This is a genomic window from Streptomyces pseudovenezuelae (genome assembly GCF_029892565.1).
Classification (GTDB): domain Bacteria; phylum Actinomycetota; class Actinomycetes; order Streptomycetales; family Streptomycetaceae; genus Streptomyces; species Streptomyces pseudovenezuelae_A.
Map to the genome: position 1 here is coordinate 103,443 of NZ_JARXVH010000023.1, position 22,412 is coordinate 125,854.

Genomic DNA, 22,412 nt, shown 5'->3' on the forward strand with positions numbered 1-22,412 from the left:
GGATGTCGGACACAGTGACGACAAGCCCGGTGCTGAGCATCACCGGACTGTCCAAGCGTTTCGGCGGGACCCAGGCGCTGCGGGACGTCGATCTGAACATCGCACAAGGCGAGATCCACGCCCTGGTCGGCCCCAACGGCTCCGGCAAGTCGACCCTCATCAAGATTCTCGCCGGTTACCACCAGGCCGACGCGGGAGCCGAAGCCCGGCTGGACGGTGAGCCCTTCGAACTCGGCTCGGACCACGACCGGCTGCGATTCGTCCATCAGGAGCTGGGCCTGGTGGGCGAGTTGAGCGCGATGGACAACCTGGCGCTCAGCCGGGGCTTCGCCCGCAGCCGCCTCGGCAACATCCGTTGGCGCGAGCAGGAGCACCGCACCGTGGAGCTCGTCCACAGGTTCGGCCTGGACATCGACGTGCGCCGCCCCCTCGTGGACGCCACGCCCGTGCAACGCACGGTGGTGGCCATCGCCGCCGCGCTCCAGGGATGGGAGGCCGACCAGGGCCTGCTGGTGCTGGACGAACCGACCGCCGTACTCCCGCCGGGCGAGGTCGGCAAGCTCCTGGACATCGTGCGGGAGGTACGGCGGGGCGGGGCGAGCGTGCTGTATGTGTCGCACCGCCTCGACGAGATCTTCCAGGTGGCGGACCGGGTGACCGTCATCCGGGGCGGCCGGCGCATCGCCACCCGGCCCGTGCAGGGGCTGACGCCGCAGAGCCTCGCCTCCCTCATGGCCGGCGAGGCGACGGAGCGTTCCGCCGAGCGACCGAAGGTCTCGGCGACTTCGCGGTCCGGTGAATCCGCCCTGGAGGCCCGGGAGTTGACCGGCGGTCCGCTCCGCGGGCTGGGGTTCTCCCTCGCCCGCGGTGAACTGCTCGGTATCGCCGGGCTCGCCGGTTCCGGTCACGACGTGCTGCCGTACGTCGTGACCGGCGCCTGGCCCGGTGACGTACAAGGGCAGTTGCGCTGTCCCGCCCGGTCGCCGGAGTGGTCGGACGCCTCCCGCGCCGCCCGCCTCGGCATCCCCCTGGTGCCCGGCGACCGGGCCGCCCACGGTGTCATCGCCGATTTCAGCGTCGCCGAGAACCTCACGCTGCCGCTGCTGTCCCGGCTCCGTACGGGGCGGCGCCTCCTCGACGGCCGGCACGAGGCCGCACTCGTCGACGACTGGGTGGAGCGGGTCGGGATCCGTACCGCGGGCCGCGACGCCCCGATCACCACACTCAGCGGGGGCAACCAGCAGAAGGTCGTCATGGCCCGCTGCCTGGCCCTCGAACCCGAGGTGCTCGTGCTGTGCGAGCCGACGGCCGGTGTCGACATCGCCACCCGGCTCCAGCTCTACGACCTGATCAAGGAGCAGGCGGCCCAAGGGCTCGGCGTCATCGTCTCCTCGTCGGACGTGGGCGACCTGCTCGCACTGTGCACCCGGGTCCTCGTGCTGCGCGACGGCCAGGTCGTACGGGAGATCGCCGGTGAGGCCATCACCGAGCCGACGCTCGTCCATGCCATGGAAGGAACCGAATGATGAGCACCACCGCCGCCGGCAGCACCGGCCCGTCCGTCGGCGAACCGACAGGGGCGCCACCCGCCTCGCCGCCGACTCGCCAGCCGCTGGGACGCCGTGCGCTCTCGGGTCTGTCCTTCACGAACATCGGCGCGGTCTACGTGTGGATCGTGATCATCGTGGTGTTCTCGTTCTGGGCGCCGGACACCTTTCCCACCTGGTCGACGTTCCAGCAGGTACTCAACAGCAACGCGGTGACCGGCCTGATGGCGTTGAGCGTGGTGCCGCCGCTGGCCGCGCGCGTCTTCGACCTCTCCCTCGCCTACACGATGTCGCTGAGCGGAGTCATCACCGCCAAGGTGATCGTGTCCACGGACATCGGCGCCGGGGGCGCCATCGCCCTCGCCATGGGCACCGCCCTGGTGATCGGCGTGATCAACGGAATCGTCGTGGTGACGCTGCGGGTGGACTCGTTCATCGCGACACTGGCGACCGGGTCGCTCATCCAGGCATTCATCACGATGTTCACCGACGGCACGTCGATCACCGGCGTCAAACTGCTGCGTGAACCCTTCGCGAGCATCGGGCAGAAGAGCGCGGGCGGCTTCACCATCCCCGTTCTCTACCTCCTGGTGGTGGCGATCGCGCTGTGGTTTGTCCTGGAGCACACTGCGACCGGGCGCCGCCTGTACGCGACGGGCTTCAACTCGGACGCGGCGCGTCTGCAGGGCGTGCCCACCGACCGTCTTCGCTTCCTCACCCTCGTCGCGTCCTCGGCGATCGCCGGATGCGCGGGCGTCGTCTTCGCCTCGCAGATCGGCTCGGGCTCTCCCGAGGCCGGCACGCCCTATCTGCTGTCGTCGTACGCCGCCGCCTTCGTCGGCGCCACCCAGCTCCGCGCGGGCCGCTTCAACTCCTGGGGCACGGTCATCGCGGTCCTCCTGCTGGGCACCGGGACGGTGGGCCTCGGCCTTGCGACCTCCGCCCAGTGGGCCCCCAGCCTGTTCACCGGTCTCGTCCTGATCGTCGCCCTGGTCGTGACCGGCGGACGGCTGGGCCTCCGCACCCGCCTGACCCGCCGCCGCGCACCGAGTAAGGAGGCCACCTGAGTCATCGCCGCGATCAGGATGGTCGGCCGGTGTGGCGGGCGGGGGTTCCGTAGCTGTCCACCCTGACGATCGGCAAGATCCACCGTTGCCGTTCGGCTCTGGATTGTTGTCGCCGCAGCGCAGATGGGCATCGGCCAGCCCGTCCAGCTGCACCACGGCGACGTCGCAGCGCCTGCCCCGCTGCTCCTGCGCGGCGAGTTCCAGCGCCAGACGCGTCTTGCCGACCCCACCAGGACCGGTCAGCGTCAGCAGACGCACACCGTGCAGCAGCCTTCTCAACTCGGCCACCTCCTCGGTACGGCCGACGAAGCTGCTCAACTGCGTCAGCGATCCGCCATTCGCCCCGGTGACCATCCCGCCGGCCTTCCGCCGTTGACGGTACGAGCGTTGACGGCAGGCGTTTGAGCAGTAGCGGGGACGACTGGATGGCGTGTTGGTGCGGATGGGATCACCACAGGTGTCACATGCGGCGACGGCACGAGAGGGCACGTGGCCGACCTTCCTACGAGACCTTGGTGGGGGCACTGGAGTCAGCCACATTCACATGTACGCCGACAGTCGGCGCCGACATGGAGCCCAGCGACGTGCCGACCCAACGCCTTTGACCACGGGCCCGGCGATCCCGCCCGGCTCATCCGAGTTCGGACTGGCCGGGCGACTTGGGCGAGGGCGTGGCTGCTGGGCTCACTTGCCGGAACCGACGTGGTAGCCGACGGGGTCGACGTAGACGTCCGGAGCGTTGCCGCTGGAGGCGGAGATAGTGAAGGCCAGATCGTTGAGATCCACGATCTCCGAGACCTTCTCGTTGGGCGGGGTGACGGAGAGCCGGGTGTAGGTCTTGCCGGAGCCGCTGGTGTCCGGGATGAAGTGCAGCAGGAAGCGTGTCTCCTCGCCGGGCCCGATGGTGACGGTGGACGCGGAGACGTCGGTGCGGGCGGCGTCGGGCCCGGTGTCGCCCAGGCCATCGGGGCCTACGAGTTGGACGCCCGGGAAGCCGTGCATGCTGCATGCGCTGGAACCGGTGTTCTTCAGGTTGACGACTATCTCATTCTTGGTCCCCGTGGCGGTGGCGCTGGGGGCGAGATGGTCGGTCTTGCACCTCGAGCCCGACGTCGAGGACCGGGCAGCGAGCTCGCTGCCCTTGCTGGAGCCGGTGGAAGAGTCGGACGAGGAGGAACCTGAGGTCGAGCCCTTGCCGCCGGTCGAGCTGCTCGCAGCGGTGGACGCGCTGGTGTTGGCGGAAGCGCTCGATCCGTCGCTGCTGTTGCATGCGGTCAGCGAGAGGCCGGCAGCAGCGAGGATGGGGGCGAGGGCGGGCATCTTCTTGACGCGCATCGGTACTCCTGGGAAGCGGTGTTGTATCGGTCGTTTGCTCCGGCTGAGCGGGCACGGTTGTTTCATGGGAGGCCTACTGCCGGGCGATGCGTCAGACAGGAGTTGCACCAAGGCACCCCTGTGACAGGCGAGTTGACGCGCGGTTATGGGAAGCAGAGGAACTGGGACAGACCGGGCCCGTTGCGCTGGCTGCCGGGCCCTGAAGGCCTCGCCCTACTTCGACAGGCCATAGTCGAAGCTCACCCGGTCGCCGTGCACTCCGGTCACGGAGATCAGCATCGTCTTCTTCTCGCCCTTGAAGACGGCGGTGCACGCCACGGTGTCGTCCACCTTCGCGTGCAGCCCGCTCGGGCAGGTCACGGACCGCGGGCCGTCCTGGACGAAGGGGATGCCGTAGTTCTCCCTGGCCAGCTTCTCGACCTGAGTGCGCGGCACCGTGTGATCCGCTCCGCCCGCGGTGGCGACCGACGAGTTGTCGAACACGTTCCACGCCGTCACCACGCCTCCCGCCAGCACGGCGGCCACGGCCAGGGCAATGACGATGCGCTTCATGGGGTGCTCCTTCGATTCCCGCGACGGCCGATCCCTCAGGGCGGCTTCAAGTTCCCGGTAGGGGCGGGCTGTCGGTGATACCCCAGATCCAGATGGCGTGTTCGGGTGCGTCCCGGATCGCTCGGGTGGTCTTGGCGATGTTGTCCGCTCCCAGCAGTCGCAGTCTGCCGATGGCCAGGTTCCGCAGAGCGGCCATCGCCCGCGGCGCGCTGCCGGTGTGGACGGTGGAGGCATCCTCGGCGAACACCACATCTCTGACATGGTGGCTGGAATTTTCGATTCCCCAGTGGCCGCGCACGTATCCGCCCAGGTCAGCAGGGCTGGCCTGGTGGGTATCGAGGCTGGTGACGGCGTAGACCGTCTCCCGGGTCTGCCGCTTGCCGTTCTCCTGGCGGCGCCGGTGGATGCGCAGGGCCAGCCGCGCTTCGGGGAAGGCGATCCCGCCCAGGTTCGCCGCGATGGCCATGGTCTTGACCGAGCGGGACTCCCGCCGCCCGTGCCCGGTCCCCGAGACGGTGTGCGCCACGGGTACCTGCTCCCATGGCAGGGCCTTGACCTGGTCCGACGCGGTCGGCTGATTTCCCTTGATCACAGCGATGTAGTGGGCCTTCTTCTCCTGCACCAGCCAGCGCACCTGGTCCCTGACGCTGTGCAGGGCGTCGAAGGTGACCACGGCACCGGTCAGATCGAGCGGTTCCAGCAGCGGGCGGAAGGCGGCCGTCTCGTTGGTCTTGGCCCCCACCTCCCGCTGGGCCAGGGTGACGGTGGGGGTGTGGGTGACGGCGGACAGCAGGTGCCGGTGGCACTGCTGCCGGTGCGCGGAGCCGGACAGCGCCTTGCCGTCCACCGCGATCGCCGGCCGCGGCGCAGAACCGGTGCCGCCGTCGTCGATGTGGTCGCGTTCGGCCAGGTAGGCGCCGATCGCGCTGTCCAGGGCATCGCCGTCGAGGGTGGCCAGGAGCCGGGTGAGGGTGGCATGGGACGGGGCGCGGCGACATCCGGGCAAGTGCCTGCGGATGCCGAGTCGTTCCAGCACCGTGGTGGTGGCGCGCTGTCCCCACTCGGTGATCTCGGTGACGGTCCGGGCGCCGGAGACGACTGCGCAGGCGCAGATCAGCAGTAAGCCGACCAGGGGATACCACCGCCCGCGACGCGAACGCGGGTCGGGTACGCGCTGGAGATGGGCGCGCAGGCGGCCGGTGTCGTGCTGGTGGAGGGGGCCCAGTTTCGTCAGGACGGCAGGGATCGGGGAGGATGGAGCGGCAGGCACGGGACCTCGATGTGATCAGCTGGCGTAGACACCCTGATGATCACCGGTCTCGTGCCTGTGCTGTTGCCACGTCAACTCCCACTGGACGCGGACGATCTACGCGATCCCGGAACTTGCAACCGCCCTGAGCCGCACGGGGTGTTCGGTTGATACCGACCAGCCCGTGCGGTTCCTACTGAGAGGCCATGGTTCGACCTGTCCCGAGCAGGCTCTCATCGCCAAGCCCGCGGTTTCGGACTTTTCTCCGGGTACGGCGATACAGCTTCTCAGCGTGTTCCTCGGTGACCTTCAGCAACCGTGAGAGGATGTTCCGATTGAACACCGGACAGTTCATGGGTTATGCCAGGTTATGGGTGTTTCGCCGGTTGCTCGTTTCGCGAGGTTCGAGATCATCGCGAGGCGGATCATGCTCTCGGAGTGGGTGGGTTTGGTCTCGTAGTCGCGGGCGAGGCGGCGGTGCATCATGATCCATCCAAAACTTCGCTCCACTACCCAGCGCCTCGCGATCACCGAGAATCCTTTGACCTGCGGGTTCCTGGGGACGACGTCGACATCGATGCCGAGGGCGGCGCCGTGCTCGATGGCCTGGGTCTTGTAGCCGGTGTCGACCCACGCCTTGGTGATCGTGGGGTGGTCGGAGGCGACGCGGGTGAGGAGCTGCTTGCCGGCCTCGTTGTCGGAGACGCTGGCGGCGGTCACCATGACCAGCAGTAACAGGCCGAGGGTATCGACGACGATGCTGCGTTTGCGCCCCACGATCTAATGGGCGGTAGCTGAGCCCGGTGAAGGACCTTCTCGATGCCGACCGCCGGCGTCAGCACAACGTCCACCGACGATCGGGGCCGTGAGCCCTCAAAGAAGACTGACGTGTGCTGGCGCTCGCCGTCGGCATCGAGAGCAAACGCTTGATCACCGATGATGATCGTGGTCCAAGCCCCCTGCGGGGACTACCTCTTACGTGCTCGGGAGCCATCAGCTCCGATCAAGACCGAGGGCCCCGCAGGTCGCTGGGGTCATGAACGGCTAATCGGATGTCGGGCCACTGAGCCCTTCCATTAGAGAGACGCATGCCCTGCACGGCTGTGACCAGCCACCACACAGGTTCGGTGAGAAAGAGTGAGGCGAGTGAGAGCGTTCTGCGGCATCGACTGGGCCAGCGACCACCACGACATAGCCGTCGTCGACGAAACGGGTTCGCTGCTGGCCCGGGCTCGCATCGATGACTCCGCGGAAGGGCTCGACCAGCTGCTTCAGGTGCTCGCCGCGCACGGCGACAGTTCGGAGGAATCCATCCCCGTGGCCATTGAGACCTCCCGCGGTCTCCTGGTCGCCTGCCTTCGGGCCACCGGCCGCCCGGTCTTTGCCATCAACCCGTTGGCCGCCGCCCGGTACCGGGACCGCCACACGGTCTCCCGGAAGAAGTCCGACCACCTGGACGCCATGGTGCTGGCGAACATTCTCCGCACCGACGCCGCCGCTCACCGCATGCTTCCCGCCGACTCGGAGGTGGCCCAGGCCGTCGCGGTCCTTGCCCGCGCCCAGCAGGACGCCGTCTGGGACCGAACCCAGGCCGGCAACAAGCTGACCTCCCACCTGCGCGAGTACTTCCCCAGCTACCTGGCCGCCGTCAGGCACCGCCGCGAGGGCATCTATCACCCCATAGCCCGGGCGCTCCTGGCCGCGGCGCCAACTCCGGGCCAGGCAGCCAAGCTGACCCGGCCGCAACTGCGGGCCGTGCTGAAGAAGGCCGGGCGCAAGAACACCATCGACACCGAGGTCGAGCGTCTGCACAGCGCACTTCGCGCATCGCAGATGCGCCATCTTCCCCTGGTCGAGGAGGCCATGGGACGCCAGGCAATCGCGCTGCTCCGGCAGTTGGAAGCTGCGTGCGCGAGCGCCGACGAGCTTGCCGAGGCGGCGGTGCAGGCGTTCGGGGCACATGCTGACGCCGATATCATCACCAGTTTCCCAGGGCTGGGTCCGCTCAGCGGAGCTCGGGTTCTGGCGGAAATCGGCGACGACCGGACTCGGTTCGCCGACGCCAGAGGGCTGAAGGCTTACGCGGGTTCCGCCCCGGTCACCCGCGCCTCCGGCAAGAGCGTGTCCGTCGCGGCCCGAAGGGTGAAGAACCAGCGGCTGGCCGGGGTCGGCTACATGTGGGCCTTCTCGGCGATGGCCCATTCAGATGGGGCGCGGGCTCACTACGACCGCCGACGTGAGGCAGGAGATCGACACACGGCCGCCCAGAGGAACCTCTTCAACCGAATGATCGGCTGCCTCCACCACTGCCTGACTCACCGCGTCCCGTTCAACGAGGCCGTAGCCTTCCCGACCTCGAAAGACCCCCGTCTCACCCTCGCCGCTTGACACGTTCTCCGCATCGGATGTCTTCTTGCCGGCGTCAGTTCCCTGGGTGTCGGTGGGCACGCTGGGGGCGGTCTTGACGCTCTGGGCATCGAGGACGCAGGCGGTGGGCTCGGCGGTACGTCCTTCCTGCTCACGGACCTTCCGGTGCAGATGGAGGCCGAGTTTCTCGATGGTGCCGTCGGCGGTCCAGGCGCTGAAATACCCGAACACGGTGGTGTGCGGCGGGAAGTCGTGCGGCAGATAGCGCCACGGGACGCCGGTACGGTTGAGGAAGAGGATCGCGTTCATCACTTCGCGCAGGTCAGTGACCTTGCCGCCGAGGTTGAGCGAGGTCTTCTGCCGTTCGGCCCGCCAGGATGTCAAGGTCGGCTCCATCAAGGCCCAGCGGGCGTCGGACAGATCACTCAGGTACGGCTTGCGCTGCTGCGAAGTGGCCATGGGAACACTCATGCACGAGGCTCCTGATCGGGCATATCGCTCGATCGGGCGAGGCAAAAGCCAATTTCAGATGCGTATTCGAACCGGACAGGAGCTATCGGTAGCAACCGGGGTGAAACGCAGGACCAGGCGCGTTGTGACCGCAGAGACATACCACCCGTTCTGCCTGTACACCCCGATTCCAGGCACGCGCCAACTACCGTAAACCGACGGATAAATGACACGAACGTCCCCTGAGTGGGCGGTTCGTGAGGTGATGTCCGTTCCGGGCTTGGCCATTGCTTCTTGCTGAAGGTGCCGGGCTCGGCTTCGCTGAGGATTCCTAGTGTGACCAGGCGTTTCATCTTGGCCCGGGTGCGTTCGACGTGTTTCGGCAAGAGCTCGAAGCTGAGGGCCTGGCAGATGTCCCGGGCCCGCAGTGGGCCGGTGGTGTCGTTGAAGACGGCGAGGATGCGGGGGTAGTCCGGGTGTTCGGACAGCTCCAGACTTCTTGCCGGGTCGGCGCTCTGGGCCGGGATTCGGTCGGCGAGGCCGGTGATGGTCGTGCGGGTGATGGAGAGGTGTTCCAGACGGAGTTCGGCCTCGTGGAGTTGGGTCTGCAGGGCGTCGATCTGGGTGCGGAGACCGTCGGCCAGGGCCCGGGCGGCGTCTTCCTGAAGGTTGATTGCCTGGAGGAGGGGGTTGAGGTTCACGCGCCGGCCGCCTGTGGATCGCGCCAGGTGAGCGTGTTCGTGTCGGTGAGCCGACGAGCCATGACATGAGTCATGGCCCAGTAGACGCGTGAGGCGGAGGAGGCCGGGCGGTGTTCGTAGTCGCGGACCAGCCGCCGGTGCAGTATCAAGATCCCGAATGTCTGCTCCACCCGCCACCGTTTCGGCTGCGGAACGAATCCTCGCTCCTCAGGGTTGCGCCGGACGATCTCGACGTCGATGCCGAGGGCGGCCCCGTGCGTGACGACCTGGTTCTTGAAGCCCTGGTCGACCAGGGCCTTACTGACTGAGCCGCCGGCCGCGACGGCTACCTGGTCGAGCAGAGTGATGCCGGCGGCGTTGTCGTGGACGCTCGCGGCCAGCACGGTGACGGCGATGACCAGGCCGAGGACGTCCACGGCCAGTCCCCGCTTGCGGCCCGGCACCCGCTTCGCGGCGTCCCTGCCCGTCGTGTCCGAAGGGACCCCGGTGGCCGCCCGGACACTCTGGGTGTCCAGGATCACCAGGGTCGGGTCCTCTAATCGCCGGTTCCTCTCCCGCACCTGACAGCGCAGGAGTTCATGGATGTGCTGGTCAGTGCCGTCATCCCGCCAGGCGGCGAAGTAGTAGTACGTCGCGCTCTTCGGCGGCAGGTCGTTCGGCAGGAGGGCCCACTGACAGCCGGTCCGGGACTGGTAGAGGATCGAGTTCACGATCTCCCGCATCGGATAGCGGCCCTGGTGCCCGCTGACGGAACGGTGCCGGTTCTTCCAGGCCGTGAGCACCGGCTCGATCAACGCCCACTGCCCGTCCGTCAAGTCGCTCTGGTACGGCTTGCGTGCACTCATCCCACCGATCCCAGCAGGCCACCGGCGCCGGACCGGCACGTTCCGGCTCCACCCACACCATCAGGCGACACCAGAACCACTCATACACTCACGAACCGCCCACTCAGAGGTCCCGTTGCGCCGTACGGCTCAACCGTCAGTATCGCCAACCCACTTGACGTGGGCAGCTTCCTCTCTAACTTCGCGGCATTGGCACAGGAGTTGCGTTGGTTCCCCATCCTGCCGCACTCGACCTGCCCCACGCCTTGGTCGAGTGGGTCACGATGCTCATCGTCACCCGTGAGGGTGACCGGCGGTGCAAACTCCCGCCGCACCGCCGTGCGCTGGTCGCACTCGTGTACCTGCGGCGCCACGACACCCTCGCCCGTATCGCCGCGGGCTTCGGGATATCCGTCGGCACCGCCCACGCCTACGTCACCGCGGTCACCGGTCTGCTCGCCGCGCAGGCGCCAGGCTTGCTGAAGACGCTGCGCGCGCACGACCCGGACTTCGTCCTCCTGGACGGCACGCTCGCAGAGTGCGACCGCGTCGGCGACGGCAGGGGCGACTACTCCTCGAAACACAAGCGGCACGGGGTGAACGTGCAGGTCGTCACGGACCCGGCCGGCGAGATTCTGTGGCTGTCGCCGGCACTGCCGGGCCGGACCCACGATCTGACGGCCGCCCGCACCCACAAGATCCTCCGGATCTGCGCGCGCCAGGGCATCCCGATCCTTGCCGACATGGCCTACATCGGTGCGGGCAACTGGGTCACCACCGCCAAACGCCGCCCACCCAACGGTGAACTCACCGAGAACCGGGCCCTGTCCGCGGCCCGGGCACCCGTCGAACGAGGCATGGCACGGTTGAAGTCCTGGCAGATCTTCCGCAGATCCCGCATCAGCCCCAACCGCATGAGCGTCATCACCAAAGCCGTCCTCACCCTGGAGAGGCAACGCTGAAAACGCTCACTGGCAAGACCGGCCCGGGACCTGGCTCAAACCGCTCCTGCCCTGCTGTGCAAATCTGGCAGACGGCGACCTCTCGGCCGCCTGCCTGAGATGGCTCAAAGCCGCCCAGGAGACCACGACCGATATGACCTCCAACCACCCCCGCGACCCGCGGCTCTTCGGAGATGTCCCCGCCACTGAGGAAACCGGACCCCCTGCGATACCTCAACCTGTGGGCCAGAAAGCGTCTTCCCTGACTCAGCGCCAGCAGCGGTACCGGCCAGCCTGCTTCCCCTCGTAGTTCCGGCCCTTCTACTGGCCGAGAGCGTTGCTCGCACGCTTCACGGTCTTGATCGATCGCCGATCCGGCTCGCCATACTGTTCTGTCCGGGACCAGGGGAACCGAACGGGGTGGGGCGCGTGACTGCGATCAAGGGTGACGGGTACAGCCAGGCTCGGCTGGGTGCGCTGGAGCATCCTGCGGAGACACGAGTCATCCAGGCCGCACCCGCCTTTGAGTGCCTCAGCATGCTGGGACTCCCCGCTCCCCGCCGCGGGCTGCGCAACGCGATCGCTCTGGCACTGATGCACAGCTCGTACTACCACGAGAATCAGGCAACGTTGCCAGGCATCACGAAGGCGACATTGGACGTGCTCAACCGACTGGGTGCCGCGTTCTTGCAGAAGTTGGCAGCCGCGGAGATCTACCGCAGTGGAGCGAATCTCACGTCAGGGGCCATGAGCAAGGACGTCGCCCAGATCGTCTCTGCATTCCCGGCCTGGACTGCGGAGCAGAAATGGCTTCGCGAGTCCGCATCCCTGAGCATCGGCCTCGACCGGGAAACGCTGACCTCGAAGATCACGGCGTTCCTGTATCGGCAGGTCATCGGTGTGCTCTGCCTCGAAGGCGAAGAGGAGGTCGCGGCAGGGCTGCTCTCGGACCACATAGCCGCTCAACGCCGAATAATGGCGTCGGACAGCACTGATCCCAAATCTGCACTGTACGAGCACCTTGGCCGCGACGCCGTCACGTACGAGTACCAGCACGAGGGCCCCGATCACGCCATTGTCTTCCGGGCCGTTGCCATGGACACGCGCCGACGCACCGGCGAGGGAACCGGAAGAAGCAAGAAAGCAGCCGCTCACCAGGCCGCACTCGATTTCGTCCGACGGCACATACCCCACGCTTTCACCACCCGCGACGAGACGGTCACGCGTCGTATGCCGGCGCGAGAAGTCCCCGGGCCCGATGCCCATGTCCAGGCGGTCCGGCGCATGCAAGACCTCTTTGCACTGCCTGCGACATCCCGTCCACTGCTGTCCCAAGCGCTCGTGCACGCCTCGTGGGCCTACGAGAACCGCTCCGAGATCGCGAAGTGCCACCAACAGGACTACCAGGTCCTTGCCTACCTGGGATCCCTGGTCCTCATCTACGAGCATCTCCTCGCCGCCGCGCGACACACGGTCGTCGATCCCCCCGACGAATTCGCGTTTATCACCCTTCCCAGCGACATCTACAACGCTGCATTTCAGCAAACCGGCCTGTCAGCGGGTCTGCTCCTCGGCGCTGGCCAACGGACGCAGGGCATACCCGAGGAGATCGGGGCCGACGTCTTCCAGGCCGTCATCGGCGCGGTCTCCGCCACCGAGAACTTCCAGGGGACGCTGGCCGAACGATGGCCATCCGAGTGGCGGTCGGTGTGGCAGCGCGTCGCTCCAACCGCGCCCCGGCCTGTCGACCCCACGACACGCCTGGAACGTGCGGCCAGCGCCATGAAACTCCACGTGCGCTACGAATTCCGCACATCAGGACCGGACCACGCACCGCGGTACACGGCCGTGGCCTTGCTCGACAGCGTTGCGCTGGGTGTCCACTTCAGGGTGGAAGGTGCTGCCATGGCGGGCAAGACACCAGCGAAGCACCAGGCCTCGCTGGCTGTCCTGAGCGTTCTCGACCGGCTCGCCGACCAGTCTCCGGCGCGTTCTTTCGACGGCGCCGACGAACGGGACCGCTCACTGGCCCGGTTCCTGCTCGCCCATCAGGCATTCGTACTCGACATGTCGCCTGCCCCAGTGCAACGGTGGGTCGACACACGGTTATTCGGGCTTCATCTCGCCCCGGATCCCTCCGCACTGCTCAAGTGGGCCGTCGGCATTGATGAGTTGCTCGGCCTCGACGTCCCCCTTCAGCCGAGCAGCCACCTGCGGGAAGCCTTCCGGAAGACCGTCGAAGAGCCAGCTGACCCAGACCACACACTCGACACGGCGCTGACGCGCTCCATGGACGCCCTGGAACAGATCGAAGCCCCCGAAGACCTGACCCATTCGCACATTCAGGACCTGGTGCAGCTCTGCGACGTCTACCGGTGCCTCGGTGTCAATGACTCCGACATCTCCTTGCCGGAACTCGCCGACGACTGGTGGACCCTGCACCGCGGCCGGCTCACGACCACGGCACCCCCGCCCGCTGTGCAACTCTCCGGACGGGAACGGGCGGTTCTGGATGCCGCACTGTCGACCGTGATGGCGGGCGGAGGAGACACCTCCGCCGAATTCCTCGGCGTACGACCGCTCCACGTGCGGTTCCGGTCGACGGAACCGACGCCCCCGGCCACCGCGGAGGACATCTGCACCCTCTGGTCCAGAGCGAGCAGGACGGCAACTATGGAGGCGACCGAACACGGCATCGACGTCATCGTCACCACGACAGACGCACCCAGCGAGCCGGGCCCGATCACCCAAGCCGTCACCGCCGCCCTCCGCCCGGCTCCTGAGCCGTACCGGGCAGCTGTGGCGGACCTCCTGCACGACCTGAAGAACCAGCTCATCGCCGCCCGACTCGCCGACTCCCAGCCCGCTGAGAGCCGCACGGCACAACTACAGCAACAGCTCACCGCGAGCCATCACCTCGACGAGGCACACGCCCTCGCACTGCGTCTACATGCTGCAACCTCACTGCTCACGTCCGCCGGCTCCGAGAGCGTCGAGCTGGGAGGCTTTCTCCGCCACTACGCGGGGGCCGTCCTCACCCGCCTTCCCGCCAGCATCTCGCTGTCGATCCCCCAGTCCAGGAGTGCTGTCCACGTCGCCCTGGGCGCGCGGGCCCTGACCGCTGTTCTCGACAACCTCGTCGGCAACGCGATCCAAGCCCTCCGCGATGGCGGCGCCATCACCCTGGACTGGACAGCCGACGAATACGAAGCCGTGGTCGAGATCACGGACGACGGGCCCGGGCTCCCGCCGCACATCGCAGCCGCTTTGAATTCGGGAAAGCGGGTCCGCAGCACGAAACCTGGCGGGAACGGCCTCGGGCTCCTGGGCGTCCGCTCGCTTCTGGCCAGAGCTGGCGGACAACTCAGCCCAGCCTCCACGGCTTCCGGTACTGCGTGGCTCATCACGCTGCCCATCGCCACCCCTTCGACATCGGAGCCGGCATGACCCAGCACCTGGCCAACGCGCGCGTCCTCGTCGCCGATGACCAGCAAGACGTGGCCCGCACGCTGTGTCGCCCCCTGCACAAGGCCGGTGCACGTCTGCGCTTCACCGCAGACGGCCATGCCGCCCTGCAGGAGATCAACACCCGCCCGTTCGACCTCCTCCTGATCGACATGAAGATGCCGCCAGAGGAATGGGGTGGTCTGTGGCTGCTGCGGCAGCTCAAGGACGGCGGATGGCGCATTCCGAGCCTCGTCCTGTCTGGCGAAGGCTCGAAGCAGCAGATCATTGAGGCGCTCCGCCTCGACGCGGTCGACTGGGTGGACAAGGACAAAGCAGGAGAGGAACTGCTGGAGCGGTGCGTGGAAATCGCCACCACCAAGCTCGATATGTCTCTGGAACACGCCGCCAGCCATCTGCCGACCCCGCTGGCCTACCGCTTCGCCAGGTACGCCCGCACCACTGATCCTGACAAGAAGGTCCTCGAAGGGCTCCACACACTGGAGTCCGTACTCCGATTCGCCGCCGCTCTTGGGCTCAGCAGCACCCCACCCGCCCCTCTGCGGGGAATCACATCAGACCGCCTCGCAGCCCCGAGCATGGGAACCTGGTTCACCCTCTGCACGACACTGGCGAATCTGCCCGGCGCAGGAAACGACTTCACCCGGATGTTCTCCTGGCTTGTCCCCGAGCGGTCCGACCACCAACCAGTACAGGACCTCATCTCAGTCCGCAACGCCCTCGCACACGGCAGAAGCGCCCCCACCGCGGCCCAGACCGAGCAACTCGACGGTCTGCTACGCCGCTTCGCGCACCGAGCTGCCTGCTCCTGGCGCGCCGATCTCGCGGTCCCGACGTCCATGACCTACGACGGCACCAAGTACGCCATCGACGTACTGATCCTCAGAGGGATCGGAAAACCCGTCCCGGACACGGTGATGACCCAAGCCCCGGTGATCACGGGGCAGCCGCTTCTCGTAAACCGCGACGCGCCCCCCGTGCCTCTGTCGCCGTGGCTGGTGACGCACACGGATTCCGCCTCCGACGTCGTACGGTGCCTGCAGTTCGACGGTCTCCAACGCGCAAAGGGAGGCCTCACGCCCAGCACGCCCTTCAGATACGCCAAGACGGACGAGGGCGACGACATACCGACGATCAGCCATCCACAAGGCGAATGGCGAACACTGGCCCCCTGGGCGACGACCGTCTGAGCCGCGCCCTGCCCCTTTCCGCCAGAGCGGCCCAACCGGTTGTACGTCCCGTGCTCGCTCGTGGCGCACGATCACGGCAACACCAGTAGGGGCGACCGCCCAAGCCGTCCCCATCGAAGGGGACCGGCGCCGCAACCACCGTTCCTTTGCTCGAACTCCCGTTGCCAGAGCGCAGGCCGGGCTCAGCGCACACCAGTTCATCACCTGCCCGTATCTGCCACGATGTGATGTCTTCTTCAACATCACCGGCATGGGTCATGCGGACCACGGCAGCGCTCGTATCCACGGCAGCCCTGCTGCTGACACTTGCCGCCTGTTCGGACGGATCAGGGGACTCCGGCAGCCCGGCGGACAAGGCCACAGCTTCCTCCTCGACGGGCGCCACGGCCACCACCGCGCCCCCGGCCGACGCCGAGGCGATCCGCGCCTGTATGACGGGCATCGACTCGCTCTTCACCGCGGACTGGTCGCAGACGACCCCGCCGGAGACCCGGCCGCCCGGCTGCGAGTCGCTGTCGGTCACCGAAAACGGCTACGCCTACCGCAGCGCCATGGCGGCGATCGCCCAAGATGGGGAAGACTTTTACAACGACAACGACGGACTTCCCTCCGACTGGCCTTCGTGAGGGATCCCCGGTTGTCACCCGGTACGGATCACCGACCGTTCGGCCGCACCAACCGCGCCTCGTACGCGAACACCGCCGCCTGCGTCCGACCCCGCAACCCCGGCTTCACCAACACCCTGCTGACCTGCGCCCTGATCATCGACTCCGCCGCCACCAGCCGCTCCATGATCTCCGCGCCGGACAGCCTCCGCGCGATCAGCACCAGCATCTCCGTCTCCCACTCGGTCAGGCCGCCGTACGCAGTCTGCAAAGAGGGCATGACACGCGGGGCCTCGCCATCGGTGCTCCCCGCCTCGCCGAGAGCACCAACATCGCCGCCAGCGTTCGGCGCAACGCCCGTGACACCAGCAGGTCGCTCGCCCTCCTCGGACTCACATGATCAGGGCCTGTCCTGTTGGTGGTGGGGGCTCCGCTGCGCCATCGGTATCTGCGCCACATTTCGCGATGGCGGTCCCGGGCTTCTGGACAAGGAGTGCGGCTGGGTGAGCGTCGGCTACTTCGTGGTCAACAACTCTGTCGTGCGGGGCTTTGCTGGCCGTCTGAACAGCTGTTGATCCGCTGGGGCAGTCGCATGTGACCGCGGGGCCTTTCAGCGGAATCCTGACGCGATCCCAATCCGATACCGCGTTCGCCGGGCGGACGGGGAAGTCCCGGCCGGGCACGGGACGGCGGGCCGGTGCGGGTGAGCGCTGGGTTCACGGTCCTTGTGGGAGGGGGCGGCCCGTCAGCCGGTTCAGCGCCCGCAGTGCTGCGAGGCCGTCCACCAGAGGCGGCACTACGCTGGAGCGGGGCAGGCCGGGGCGCAGGAGAGCGGCGCGGACTACGGCAGCGGGCAGCGACGGAGCGGTGGACCAGAGGAGTGCGGCGGTGCCGGTGACGAAGGGGGCTGCGGCGCTCGTACCGCTGAATGCCTGGTAGCCGCCGCCCGGGGCCGCGGTCACGATACCGAGGCCGGGCGCGAGCAAACCGCGCAGGCCGATTCCGATGCCGAGGTTGCTGCCCGGAAGCGGTCGGCCGTTCTGGTCGCACGCTGCGACCAGGACGGGCCAGGGGTGGGCCATCAGGGGCGCGGGGCCGACCTGACCGTGGTTGCCCGCCGCTACGACGACCAGCACGCCCCGGGCCTGTGCGTGATCGAAGGCATCGTCCACCGCGCGGCTGCGGGCCAGCCCCGAGCCTTCCGCCCCCAGGCTGAGGTTGACGATCCGTGCGCCGGCCTCGATCAGGTCCACGACGGCCGTCGCCAGTTCGGCCGGCCTCAGCGCGGGGCACGTACCGCCTTTCGGGGCTTCGCAGAAGACAGGTCGCGGCAACACGGTGCAGCCTGGGCAGAGCCCCGGAGCGGGGGACTCTCCCCGGGCCGCGAGCATCGCCACGACTGCCGTGCCGTGACGGCAGGCGGCGCTGCGGACGTTGCGGCAGCCGGCGGACGCGGCCATCCCGGCGTCGGCCAGGTCCGGGTGGCCGATGTCGACGGGGCCGTCGACCACGCCCACGACCACCCGGGGGTTTCCCGCTCCGGTCTGCGCCGTCAGGCGGTGCAGACCGGTGAGCGGTGCCCAGCGGCCGGGCTGGGCCCGGGTTTCGGTCACGCGGCGCCGGCGGTCAAGGGTGCGGTGGCCGGGATCCCTTGGCCCAGCGGGCCGTCCGACCAGCAGTAGGGGGCGTTAACGTCCGAGGAGACACAGTCGATCTGGTTGCAGCACGTGTAGGCGGGCCCTCCGTCCACCACGCCCCAGCAGGGCACTTCGTCACCGGCGCAGTTGCTCGACCGCCCTTTGTGCACCATCAGGTGCTTCTCGAATCCGTTCACCTTGTAGACCTCGTTGGCCATCGTGGTGACCCCGGTCCCTGCCGTCCTCCGGGCGGGGGCAGCAGCCGCGTAGATGCCCTGTGCGGGGCCGGTTCCGCTCTCGGCGGTGAGTCTGGGCAGTTTCAACGACTCTCACTCCTCATCGAGTTGGGCCATCAGTTGCGCAGGCACGAGGCGACGCAGCTGGTGTTGCTGATTCCGGCGCACGTCCGCCAGCAGCTCAGATCCGAGCCGCACTTGTTGCCGCAGCGGATGGCCGCCGGGGCGCCCACGCAGCCGGTCAGGCAGGACACCGAGGCCATGGGCCGGACGGCCGCGCCCGGGTGGGGGGTGGGGGCCGCCGCCGTGGGCGCGGTGGCGTACACCCCTACGGGCGGGCCGACGGAGCGGCCGGCGGTGAGTGGTGGAGTCCTCTTCACACGGTGCCTCCGGTGCCGAACAGGTGGGCCATGGGCTGGGCCGTCGCGGACCGGACGAGAGTGCTGAGGCGGGCGACGGTCCAGACGGGTTCGGTGGCGGGTTCTCCGTCACCGAGGACAAGGTGGTTGCCCGGCGGAGGCTGATAACGGACGGGCAGAAGAGGGCCGTTGGGGGACGCGTAGTCGAAAGCGACAGTCCCGTAACCCTCGTTCATCCGCCAGTCGGCGGCAAAGGGTCCCTCGGTGGCGCTGCGGAAGCCGATCGGCCCGTCGTACATCGCGCCCGGCGTGGTGTCGTTCTCTGGGTCCGGGGAGGTCCGCCGGATCCGGAGCCGGGTGAGCATGCCCTGGTAGGGGACCTCGCCGTCACCCGGCGCGGCGGAACGGCCGACGGTGAGGGTGCGCGACTCGTTCTTCAGCATCAACTGCACCTGGAGTTCGGTGGCGGCGGCAGCCGGTGCCGGTCCGCCGTCGGTGGCCCGCACAGTCAGCTGGGCCGGCTCCGGGGCATAGCCCAGCACGACGTAGATCCAGGGCCCGGCGATCCCTTCCAGCTGGAGTTCCGTGAGGTCGGGCCGGGAACCTGGTAGAGCGCAGACCAGTTTCCGGCCCGGCCCGTACACCAGCGACAGCACTGCACCGCTGGGGCCGCGCAGGTCGAGCACGCTCTGGGCGGCTTCTGGTCCGACAGGCGGTCCTGCCCCGGGCCATGGGGCGGGCCCGGGCGACATCCAGAAGGTGACGGTGAACGCCAGGTCGCCCGGATCCTGCGCGAACAGGTCTGGGGGCAGCGCTGCCGTCGCCTGGGTCCGCAGGCCGTCGAAGTACAGCGCCATGTCGAGCAGTGGTGCGAAGCGGGGAAGCGAGACCTCGATGCTCACCGGCGTCCTCCTTGACTCGTCCGGCTCTCGCCCAGGGCCTGTTGCGCCACTTTCGCAACAGGCCCTAGCCCAGGCAGCTACGAATGCAGTCCAGTCCGGCCGACGGCGCTTTGGAGAGCCAGCACGCCGGGTCGAAGCCGCACTGCGTGGCGATCGACAACGCATTCGGGACGCCGCACGACAGCAGGCACGGCACCTTGCCCAGTACGTCACTGAAGATGTCCAGGAACCCTGCCTGGACCACCGCCCCTCCCCCGACGGCCGTTGGACCACCCTGGACGGCGGCGTAGGTGTGCAGCGCGGGGCCCAGACTCGCCTCTGCGGTCAGCTGCGGTGTCCTCACGGCATGGCTCCTGGTCTCAGGGGTGGTCGAAGAAAAGCGCCAGTTCATTCAGCAGGAAGGGGAACTGCCCCGTCACGTCGACACGGGTGAAGTACCGGGCGACCTCTTGCGTGTCGGTCTTCGCGAACAGCAGGATCACGTCCTGGATTCGTCGTGTCCGGGCCAGCGAGTCGGGCTGCGCGGTGACCGAGTTCAGCCGGAAACCGTTGATCTCCCTCTCGATCACTTTCTTGTACAGCGCCAGCGACTTGAACGTCAGATAGTTAATCGCCCTGTGCTCGTCGATCTGTCCGGTGTTGTCGCTGAGCAGGGTCAGCGTACTGAACGCATCCTGCGCTCGGGCCGTGATGAATTCATCGACTGTCTGAGTCAGGTGCTGGTCAGTGATGTACTGCCCTATGCTCTGGGTGAGCTGTGTGTCGTTTTTGATCTCCGCCACGATGCTGTTGATGAACGCCTGCCCGGTAAAACTGAAAACCTGCTCGCACACTGCCACCGGCAACTGGATTCCATTACACATCGACGGGGGTGCCGCACCGCCCACCGATCCGACGACCAGCGAAAAGTTGATCAGATTCGGTGTCGGTGCGAGACACGTCACCAGGTCCGCCAACTCCACCTGCGACCTTGGCATCAGAATGAAGAGGTCGATGTCGCCGCTCTGGAAGATCCAGCACATCTGCCGGGCCAGGTAAAGATTCTGCCCCTGGCTCAGCACGGCGTACATGTCCGCTGCGGCGATCGCCAGAGTCTGGCCCGAGGACTTTCCCCACGCCTGCACAAACTCTTTCTCTATGTCCAGCGAAGGGAAACGTGCGGCCACCGTTCCGATGGCGTACAAATAATTTTGCCCGACGTCTCCCTCGGCCCCTTGTCCGCAGGTCCCACCGCATTCCTCACAGGCCGGCCGTACGACCGCCGTCGCATTGGCTGATTCACTCTCGTCCGAGATCAAGTGGCCGCCCCCACGATACGTGAAACGGAATTTTAGGCCCCTTTGACTTTCCGGCTGTCAGTAGCCAAACGCATATTCCTGGCGGCGGGAAGAACAGTCAAGGGGAAACGTCAAAAAACATGGCATCCGCCCGTACCGGTCACCGTGCCCCCAGGGGCCTGCCGATCAATAACTCGTCGATCTTGGTGGGGAGTTCGGCCTCGGAACATCGGTACAGCCGTTGGCGCTGAGATTGATCATGGTCGGCTAGCACGGTGATCGTCCCCGGGGTAGGGGTTCGCTGAAAGATCGTCGATCACGGGTGGGGCCTGGCTACGGTCCGCGTCATGCCAGTGGAGTTCTTAGAGGGCGTTTATGCAGGTCAAACCCTATATGTGACTCTCGACCCTGCCCCGCTTTGGCGGATTTCATAGCGTATGTGACGAATGGACTTCTCTGCTGCAGTGGGCCGGCCGTCCGTCTCGTTCCCTTTTGTCCTCGGAAGCCCGTCTGGCTTGAAGATCCCACGGAATCGCCCAACGGGAATCAGAATTGAGCGTTCCGGTTTTTCCGTGATCACGCTACGACGTGAGCGAGCGCAGCCCTACCCCTGCGACCTGCCCGACGCCCGATGGGCGCTGATCGAGCCAACGCTGACGGCCTGGAGAAAGGCCCGGCTCGACCGCAGACCAACCGGGCAGCCGGCCAAGGTCGATTTACGTGACGTCTTCGACGCGATCCTCTACGTGAACCGCACAGGAATCCCCTGGAAGTATCTCCCGCACGATTTCCCGAGCCATGGCACCGTCTACGCCTACTACGCCGCGTGGCGAGACGAAGGAATATTTGCCCAGCTCAACTACGACCTGACCGGACTGGCCCGAGTGAAGGAGGGGCGCAAGCCCGAGCCGACCGCCTCCGTGATCGACACCCAGAGCGTGAAGACCTCCAGCAACGTGCCTCTGGCCAGCCAGGGAACGGATGCGGCCAGGAAGATCGTCGGGAGGAAGCGCGGCATCCTCACCGACACGATCGGCCTCATCCTCGCCGTGACCGTCACCGCCGCAAGCCTGTCCGAGAACACCCTGGGAATACGCCTCCTCGACCAGGCGAAGTCGAAGTACCCCACCCTTTCAAAGAGTTGGGCCGACACTGGCTTCAAGAACGCAGTGGTCGAGCACGGTGCCCGCCTCGGAATCGATGTCGAGGTCGTCAACAGAAACCCGGATGCCAGAGGATTTCACGTTGTGAAAAGGCGTTGGGTGGTGGAGCGAAGTATCGGTTGGATCATGATGCATCGCCGACTCGTGCGCGACTACGAGACCCTCACCGCCAGCTCCGAAGCCATGATCCACATCGCCTCGATCGACAACCTCGCCAGACGCATAACGGACGAGACCATACCCACCTGGCGAGGAACCTACTAGGAGATAAGGGGCAATACGCCTACGCGAGTTGCCCTCTCAGAGGGCGGTATGCGAGTTGGTAGGTGATTTGTCGTCACCTGATTGTGTGGGGCTGCGGTATCCCGGCCGGTCGGAGGGCTCGGGCGTGCTGGGCTGAATGCTGTGAGCGAGCGCAAGCCCTACAAGACCGACCTGTCCGACGAGCAGTGAGCATTTTCAGCGGTGCCGCTCCAGGGTGAGGACGGCTTTGGTGATTGACGTCATGCGGTTCGGGCTGCACCGGGCGTGACGGAAGATTCGCC

20 protein-coding genes and 4 pseudogenes are annotated in these 22,412 nt (G+C 67.1%); 9 read left to right on the forward strand and 15 right to left on the reverse strand.

Translation table 11 applies throughout. From position 1 onward, the window contains the following. Nucleotides 1-2: 2 nt before the first annotated feature. From M2283_RS44210 to M2283_RS52070, 3 genes are all read left to right on the forward strand, one after another. A complete protein-coding gene (locus M2283_RS44210; RefSeq protein WP_280882248.1) occupies nucleotides 3-1,526 on the forward strand; it encodes a sugar ABC transporter ATP-binding protein in 1,524 nt (507 codons plus the stop codon). Next, nucleotides 1,526-2,614, forward strand: coding sequence for an ABC transporter permease (locus tag M2283_RS44215; protein ID WP_280882249.1), 1,089 nt, complete (start codon nucleotides 1,526-1,528; stop codon nucleotides 2,612-2,614). Before M2283_RS44210 ends, M2283_RS44215 begins: the two co-directional genes overlap by 1 nt. Nucleotides 2,615-2,737: 123 nt before the next feature. Further along, nucleotides 2,738-3,019: a hypothetical protein gene (locus tag M2283_RS52070; protein WP_432423215.1), complete on the forward strand. Its 282-nt coding sequence runs from the start codon at nucleotides 2,738-2,740 to the stop codon at nucleotides 3,017-3,019. A gap of 279 nt (nucleotides 3,020-3,298) precedes the next feature. Here the strand turns inward: M2283_RS52070 and M2283_RS44225 are convergent, their stop codons facing one another. The 4 genes and pseudogenes from M2283_RS44225 to M2283_RS44240 all read right to left on the reverse strand — a co-directional run. Continuing rightward, a complete protein-coding gene (locus M2283_RS44225) occupies nucleotides 3,299-3,949 on the reverse strand; it encodes a DUF4232 domain-containing protein (protein ID WP_280882250.1) in 651 nt (216 codons plus the stop codon). 213 nt (nucleotides 3,950-4,162) lie between these two features. Further along, nucleotides 4,163-4,501, reverse strand: a complete 339-nt coding sequence (locus tag M2283_RS44230) for a DUF4333 domain-containing protein (protein ID WP_280882251.1) — start codon at nucleotides 4,499-4,501, stop codon at nucleotides 4,163-4,165. A gap of 46 nt (nucleotides 4,502-4,547) precedes the next feature. After that, a complete protein-coding gene (locus M2283_RS44235) occupies nucleotides 4,548-5,771 on the reverse strand; it encodes an ISAs1 family transposase (protein WP_280882252.1) in 1,224 nt (407 codons plus the stop codon). 330 nt (nucleotides 5,772-6,101) lie between these two features. Next, nucleotides 6,102-6,530, reverse strand: a pseudogene (locus tag M2283_RS44240) (transposase); the annotation flags it as partial. Nucleotides 6,531-6,896: 366 nt separating this feature from the next. Here M2283_RS44240 and M2283_RS44245 point away from each other — a divergent pair. After that, a complete protein-coding gene (locus M2283_RS44245; protein WP_280882253.1) occupies nucleotides 6,897-8,138 on the forward strand; it encodes an IS110 family transposase in 1,242 nt (413 codons plus the stop codon). Between the two features lie 21 nt (nucleotides 8,139-8,159). Here M2283_RS44245 and M2283_RS51780 read toward each other — a convergent pair. The 3 genes and pseudogenes from M2283_RS51780 to M2283_RS44260 all read right to left on the reverse strand — a co-directional run. Continuing rightward, nucleotides 8,160-8,576: pseudogene (locus M2283_RS51780) on the reverse strand (transposase); the annotation flags it as partial. Between the two features lie 8 nt (nucleotides 8,577-8,584). Further along, entirely contained in the window at nucleotides 8,585-9,268 is a 684-nt protein-coding gene (locus M2283_RS44255; RefSeq protein WP_280882254.1) for a hypothetical protein, read from the reverse strand. Next, complete coding sequence (locus M2283_RS44260) at nucleotides 9,265-10,113, reverse strand: IS5 family transposase (protein ID WP_280882255.1); 849 nt, start codon at nucleotides 10,111-10,113, stop codon at nucleotides 9,265-9,267. The genes M2283_RS44255 and M2283_RS44260 overlap by 4 nt, the downstream gene beginning before the upstream one ends. 206 nt (nucleotides 10,114-10,319) lie before the next feature. Between M2283_RS44260 and M2283_RS44265 the strand changes: the two genes are divergently transcribed. The 4 genes from M2283_RS44265 to M2283_RS44280 all read left to right on the forward strand — a co-directional run bounded on the left by M2283_RS44265 (nucleotide 10,320) and on the right by M2283_RS44280 (nucleotide 16,314). Beyond that, on the forward strand, nucleotides 10,320-11,054 hold the full coding sequence (locus M2283_RS44265; protein ID WP_280882256.1) for a transposase: 735 nt from the start codon (nucleotides 10,320-10,322) through the stop codon (nucleotides 11,052-11,054). A 408-nt stretch (nucleotides 11,055-11,462) separates the two neighbouring features. Next, nucleotides 11,463-14,480, forward strand: a complete 3,018-nt coding sequence (locus M2283_RS44270) for an ATP-binding protein (protein ID WP_280882257.1) — start codon at nucleotides 11,463-11,465, stop codon at nucleotides 14,478-14,480. Further along, complete coding sequence (locus M2283_RS44275; protein WP_280882258.1) at nucleotides 14,477-15,688, forward strand: response regulator; 1,212 nt, start codon at nucleotides 14,477-14,479, stop codon at nucleotides 15,686-15,688. The genes M2283_RS44270 and M2283_RS44275 overlap by 4 nt, the downstream gene beginning before the upstream one ends. Nucleotides 15,689-15,945: 257 nt before the next feature. Beyond that, nucleotides 15,946-16,314, forward strand: a complete 369-nt coding sequence (locus tag M2283_RS44280) for a hypothetical protein (protein WP_280882259.1) — start codon at nucleotides 15,946-15,948, stop codon at nucleotides 16,312-16,314. Between the two features lie 28 nt (nucleotides 16,315-16,342). Here the strand turns inward: M2283_RS44280 and M2283_RS44285 are convergent. The 7 genes and pseudogenes from M2283_RS44285 to M2283_RS44315 form a co-directional block, all read right to left on the reverse strand. After that, a pseudogene (locus M2283_RS44285) lies at nucleotides 16,343-16,588 on the reverse strand (DNA-binding response regulator); the annotation flags it as partial. A gap of 421 nt (nucleotides 16,589-17,009) precedes the next feature. After that, nucleotides 17,010-17,906, reverse strand: a complete 897-nt coding sequence (locus M2283_RS44290; protein ID WP_280882260.1) for a S8 family peptidase — start codon at nucleotides 17,904-17,906, stop codon at nucleotides 17,010-17,012. Beyond that, nucleotides 17,903-18,253, reverse strand: a complete 351-nt coding sequence (locus tag M2283_RS44295) for a hypothetical protein (RefSeq protein ID WP_280882261.1) — start codon at nucleotides 18,251-18,253, stop codon at nucleotides 17,903-17,905. The genes M2283_RS44290 and M2283_RS44295 overlap by 4 nt, the downstream gene beginning before the upstream one ends. Nucleotides 18,254-18,282: 29 nt before the next feature. Next, a complete protein-coding gene (locus M2283_RS44300; RefSeq protein WP_280882262.1) occupies nucleotides 18,283-18,546 on the reverse strand; it encodes a hypothetical protein in 264 nt (87 codons plus the stop codon). After that, nucleotides 18,543-19,427 carry a hypothetical protein gene (locus tag M2283_RS44305; RefSeq protein WP_280882263.1) on the reverse strand — a complete coding sequence of 295 codons (885 nt, stop codon included), beginning with the start codon at nucleotides 19,425-19,427 and terminating at the stop codon, nucleotides 18,543-18,545. The genes M2283_RS44300 and M2283_RS44305 overlap by 4 nt, the downstream gene beginning before the upstream one ends. Before the next feature lie 64 nt (nucleotides 19,428-19,491). Further along, the gene (locus tag M2283_RS44310; RefSeq protein WP_280882264.1) at nucleotides 19,492-19,770 is read right to left on the reverse strand and encodes a hypothetical protein; all 279 of its coding nucleotides are present in this window, start codon (nucleotides 19,768-19,770) and stop codon (nucleotides 19,492-19,494) included. Nucleotides 19,771-19,786: 16 nt separating this feature from the next. Continuing rightward, nucleotides 19,787-20,725 carry a hypothetical protein gene (locus M2283_RS44315; protein ID WP_348538969.1) on the reverse strand — a complete coding sequence of 313 codons (939 nt, stop codon included), beginning with the start codon at nucleotides 20,723-20,725 and terminating at the stop codon, nucleotides 19,787-19,789. A 554-nt stretch (nucleotides 20,726-21,279) separates the two neighbouring features. Here M2283_RS44315 and M2283_RS44320 point away from each other — a divergent pair. Then, nucleotides 21,280-22,131 carry an IS5 family transposase gene (locus tag M2283_RS44320; RefSeq protein WP_280882270.1) on the forward strand — a complete coding sequence of 284 codons (852 nt, stop codon included), beginning with the start codon at nucleotides 21,280-21,282 and terminating at the stop codon, nucleotides 22,129-22,131. Between the two features lie 195 nt (nucleotides 22,132-22,326). On the opposite strand, the pseudogene M2283_RS44325 reads toward M2283_RS44320, so the two are convergent. Continuing rightward, nucleotides 22,327-22,412, reverse strand: a pseudogene (locus M2283_RS44325) (IS5/IS1182 family transposase); the annotation flags it as partial.

Coding starts and splice junctions, on each gene's coding strand:
- M2283_RS44275 (WP_280882258.1), top strand. CDS start 14,477: ATGACCCAGCACCTGGCCAACGCGCGCGTCCTCGTCGCCGATGACCAG.
- M2283_RS44210 (WP_280882248.1), top strand. CDS start 3: ATGTCGGACACAGTGACGACAAGCCCGGTGCTGAGCATCACCGGACTG.
- M2283_RS44280 (WP_280882259.1), top strand. CDS start 15,946: ATGCGGACCACGGCAGCGCTCGTATCCACGGCAGCCCTGCTGCTGACA.
- M2283_RS52070 (WP_432423215.1), top strand. CDS start 2,738: ATGGGCATCGGCCAGCCCGTCCAGCTGCACCACGGCGACGTCGCAGCG.
- M2283_RS44225 (WP_280882250.1), bottom strand. CDS start 3,949: ATGCGCGTCAAGAAGATGCCCGCCCTCGCCCCCATCCTCGCTGCTGCC.
- M2283_RS44230 (WP_280882251.1), bottom strand. CDS start 4,501: ATGAAGCGCATCGTCATTGCCCTGGCCGTGGCCGCCGTGCTGGCGGGA.
- M2283_RS44260 (WP_280882255.1), bottom strand. CDS start 10,113: ATGAGTGCACGCAAGCCGTACCAGAGCGACTTGACGGACGGGCAGTGG.
- M2283_RS44215 (WP_280882249.1), top strand. CDS start 1,526: ATGAGCACCACCGCCGCCGGCAGCACCGGCCCGTCCGTCGGCGAACCG.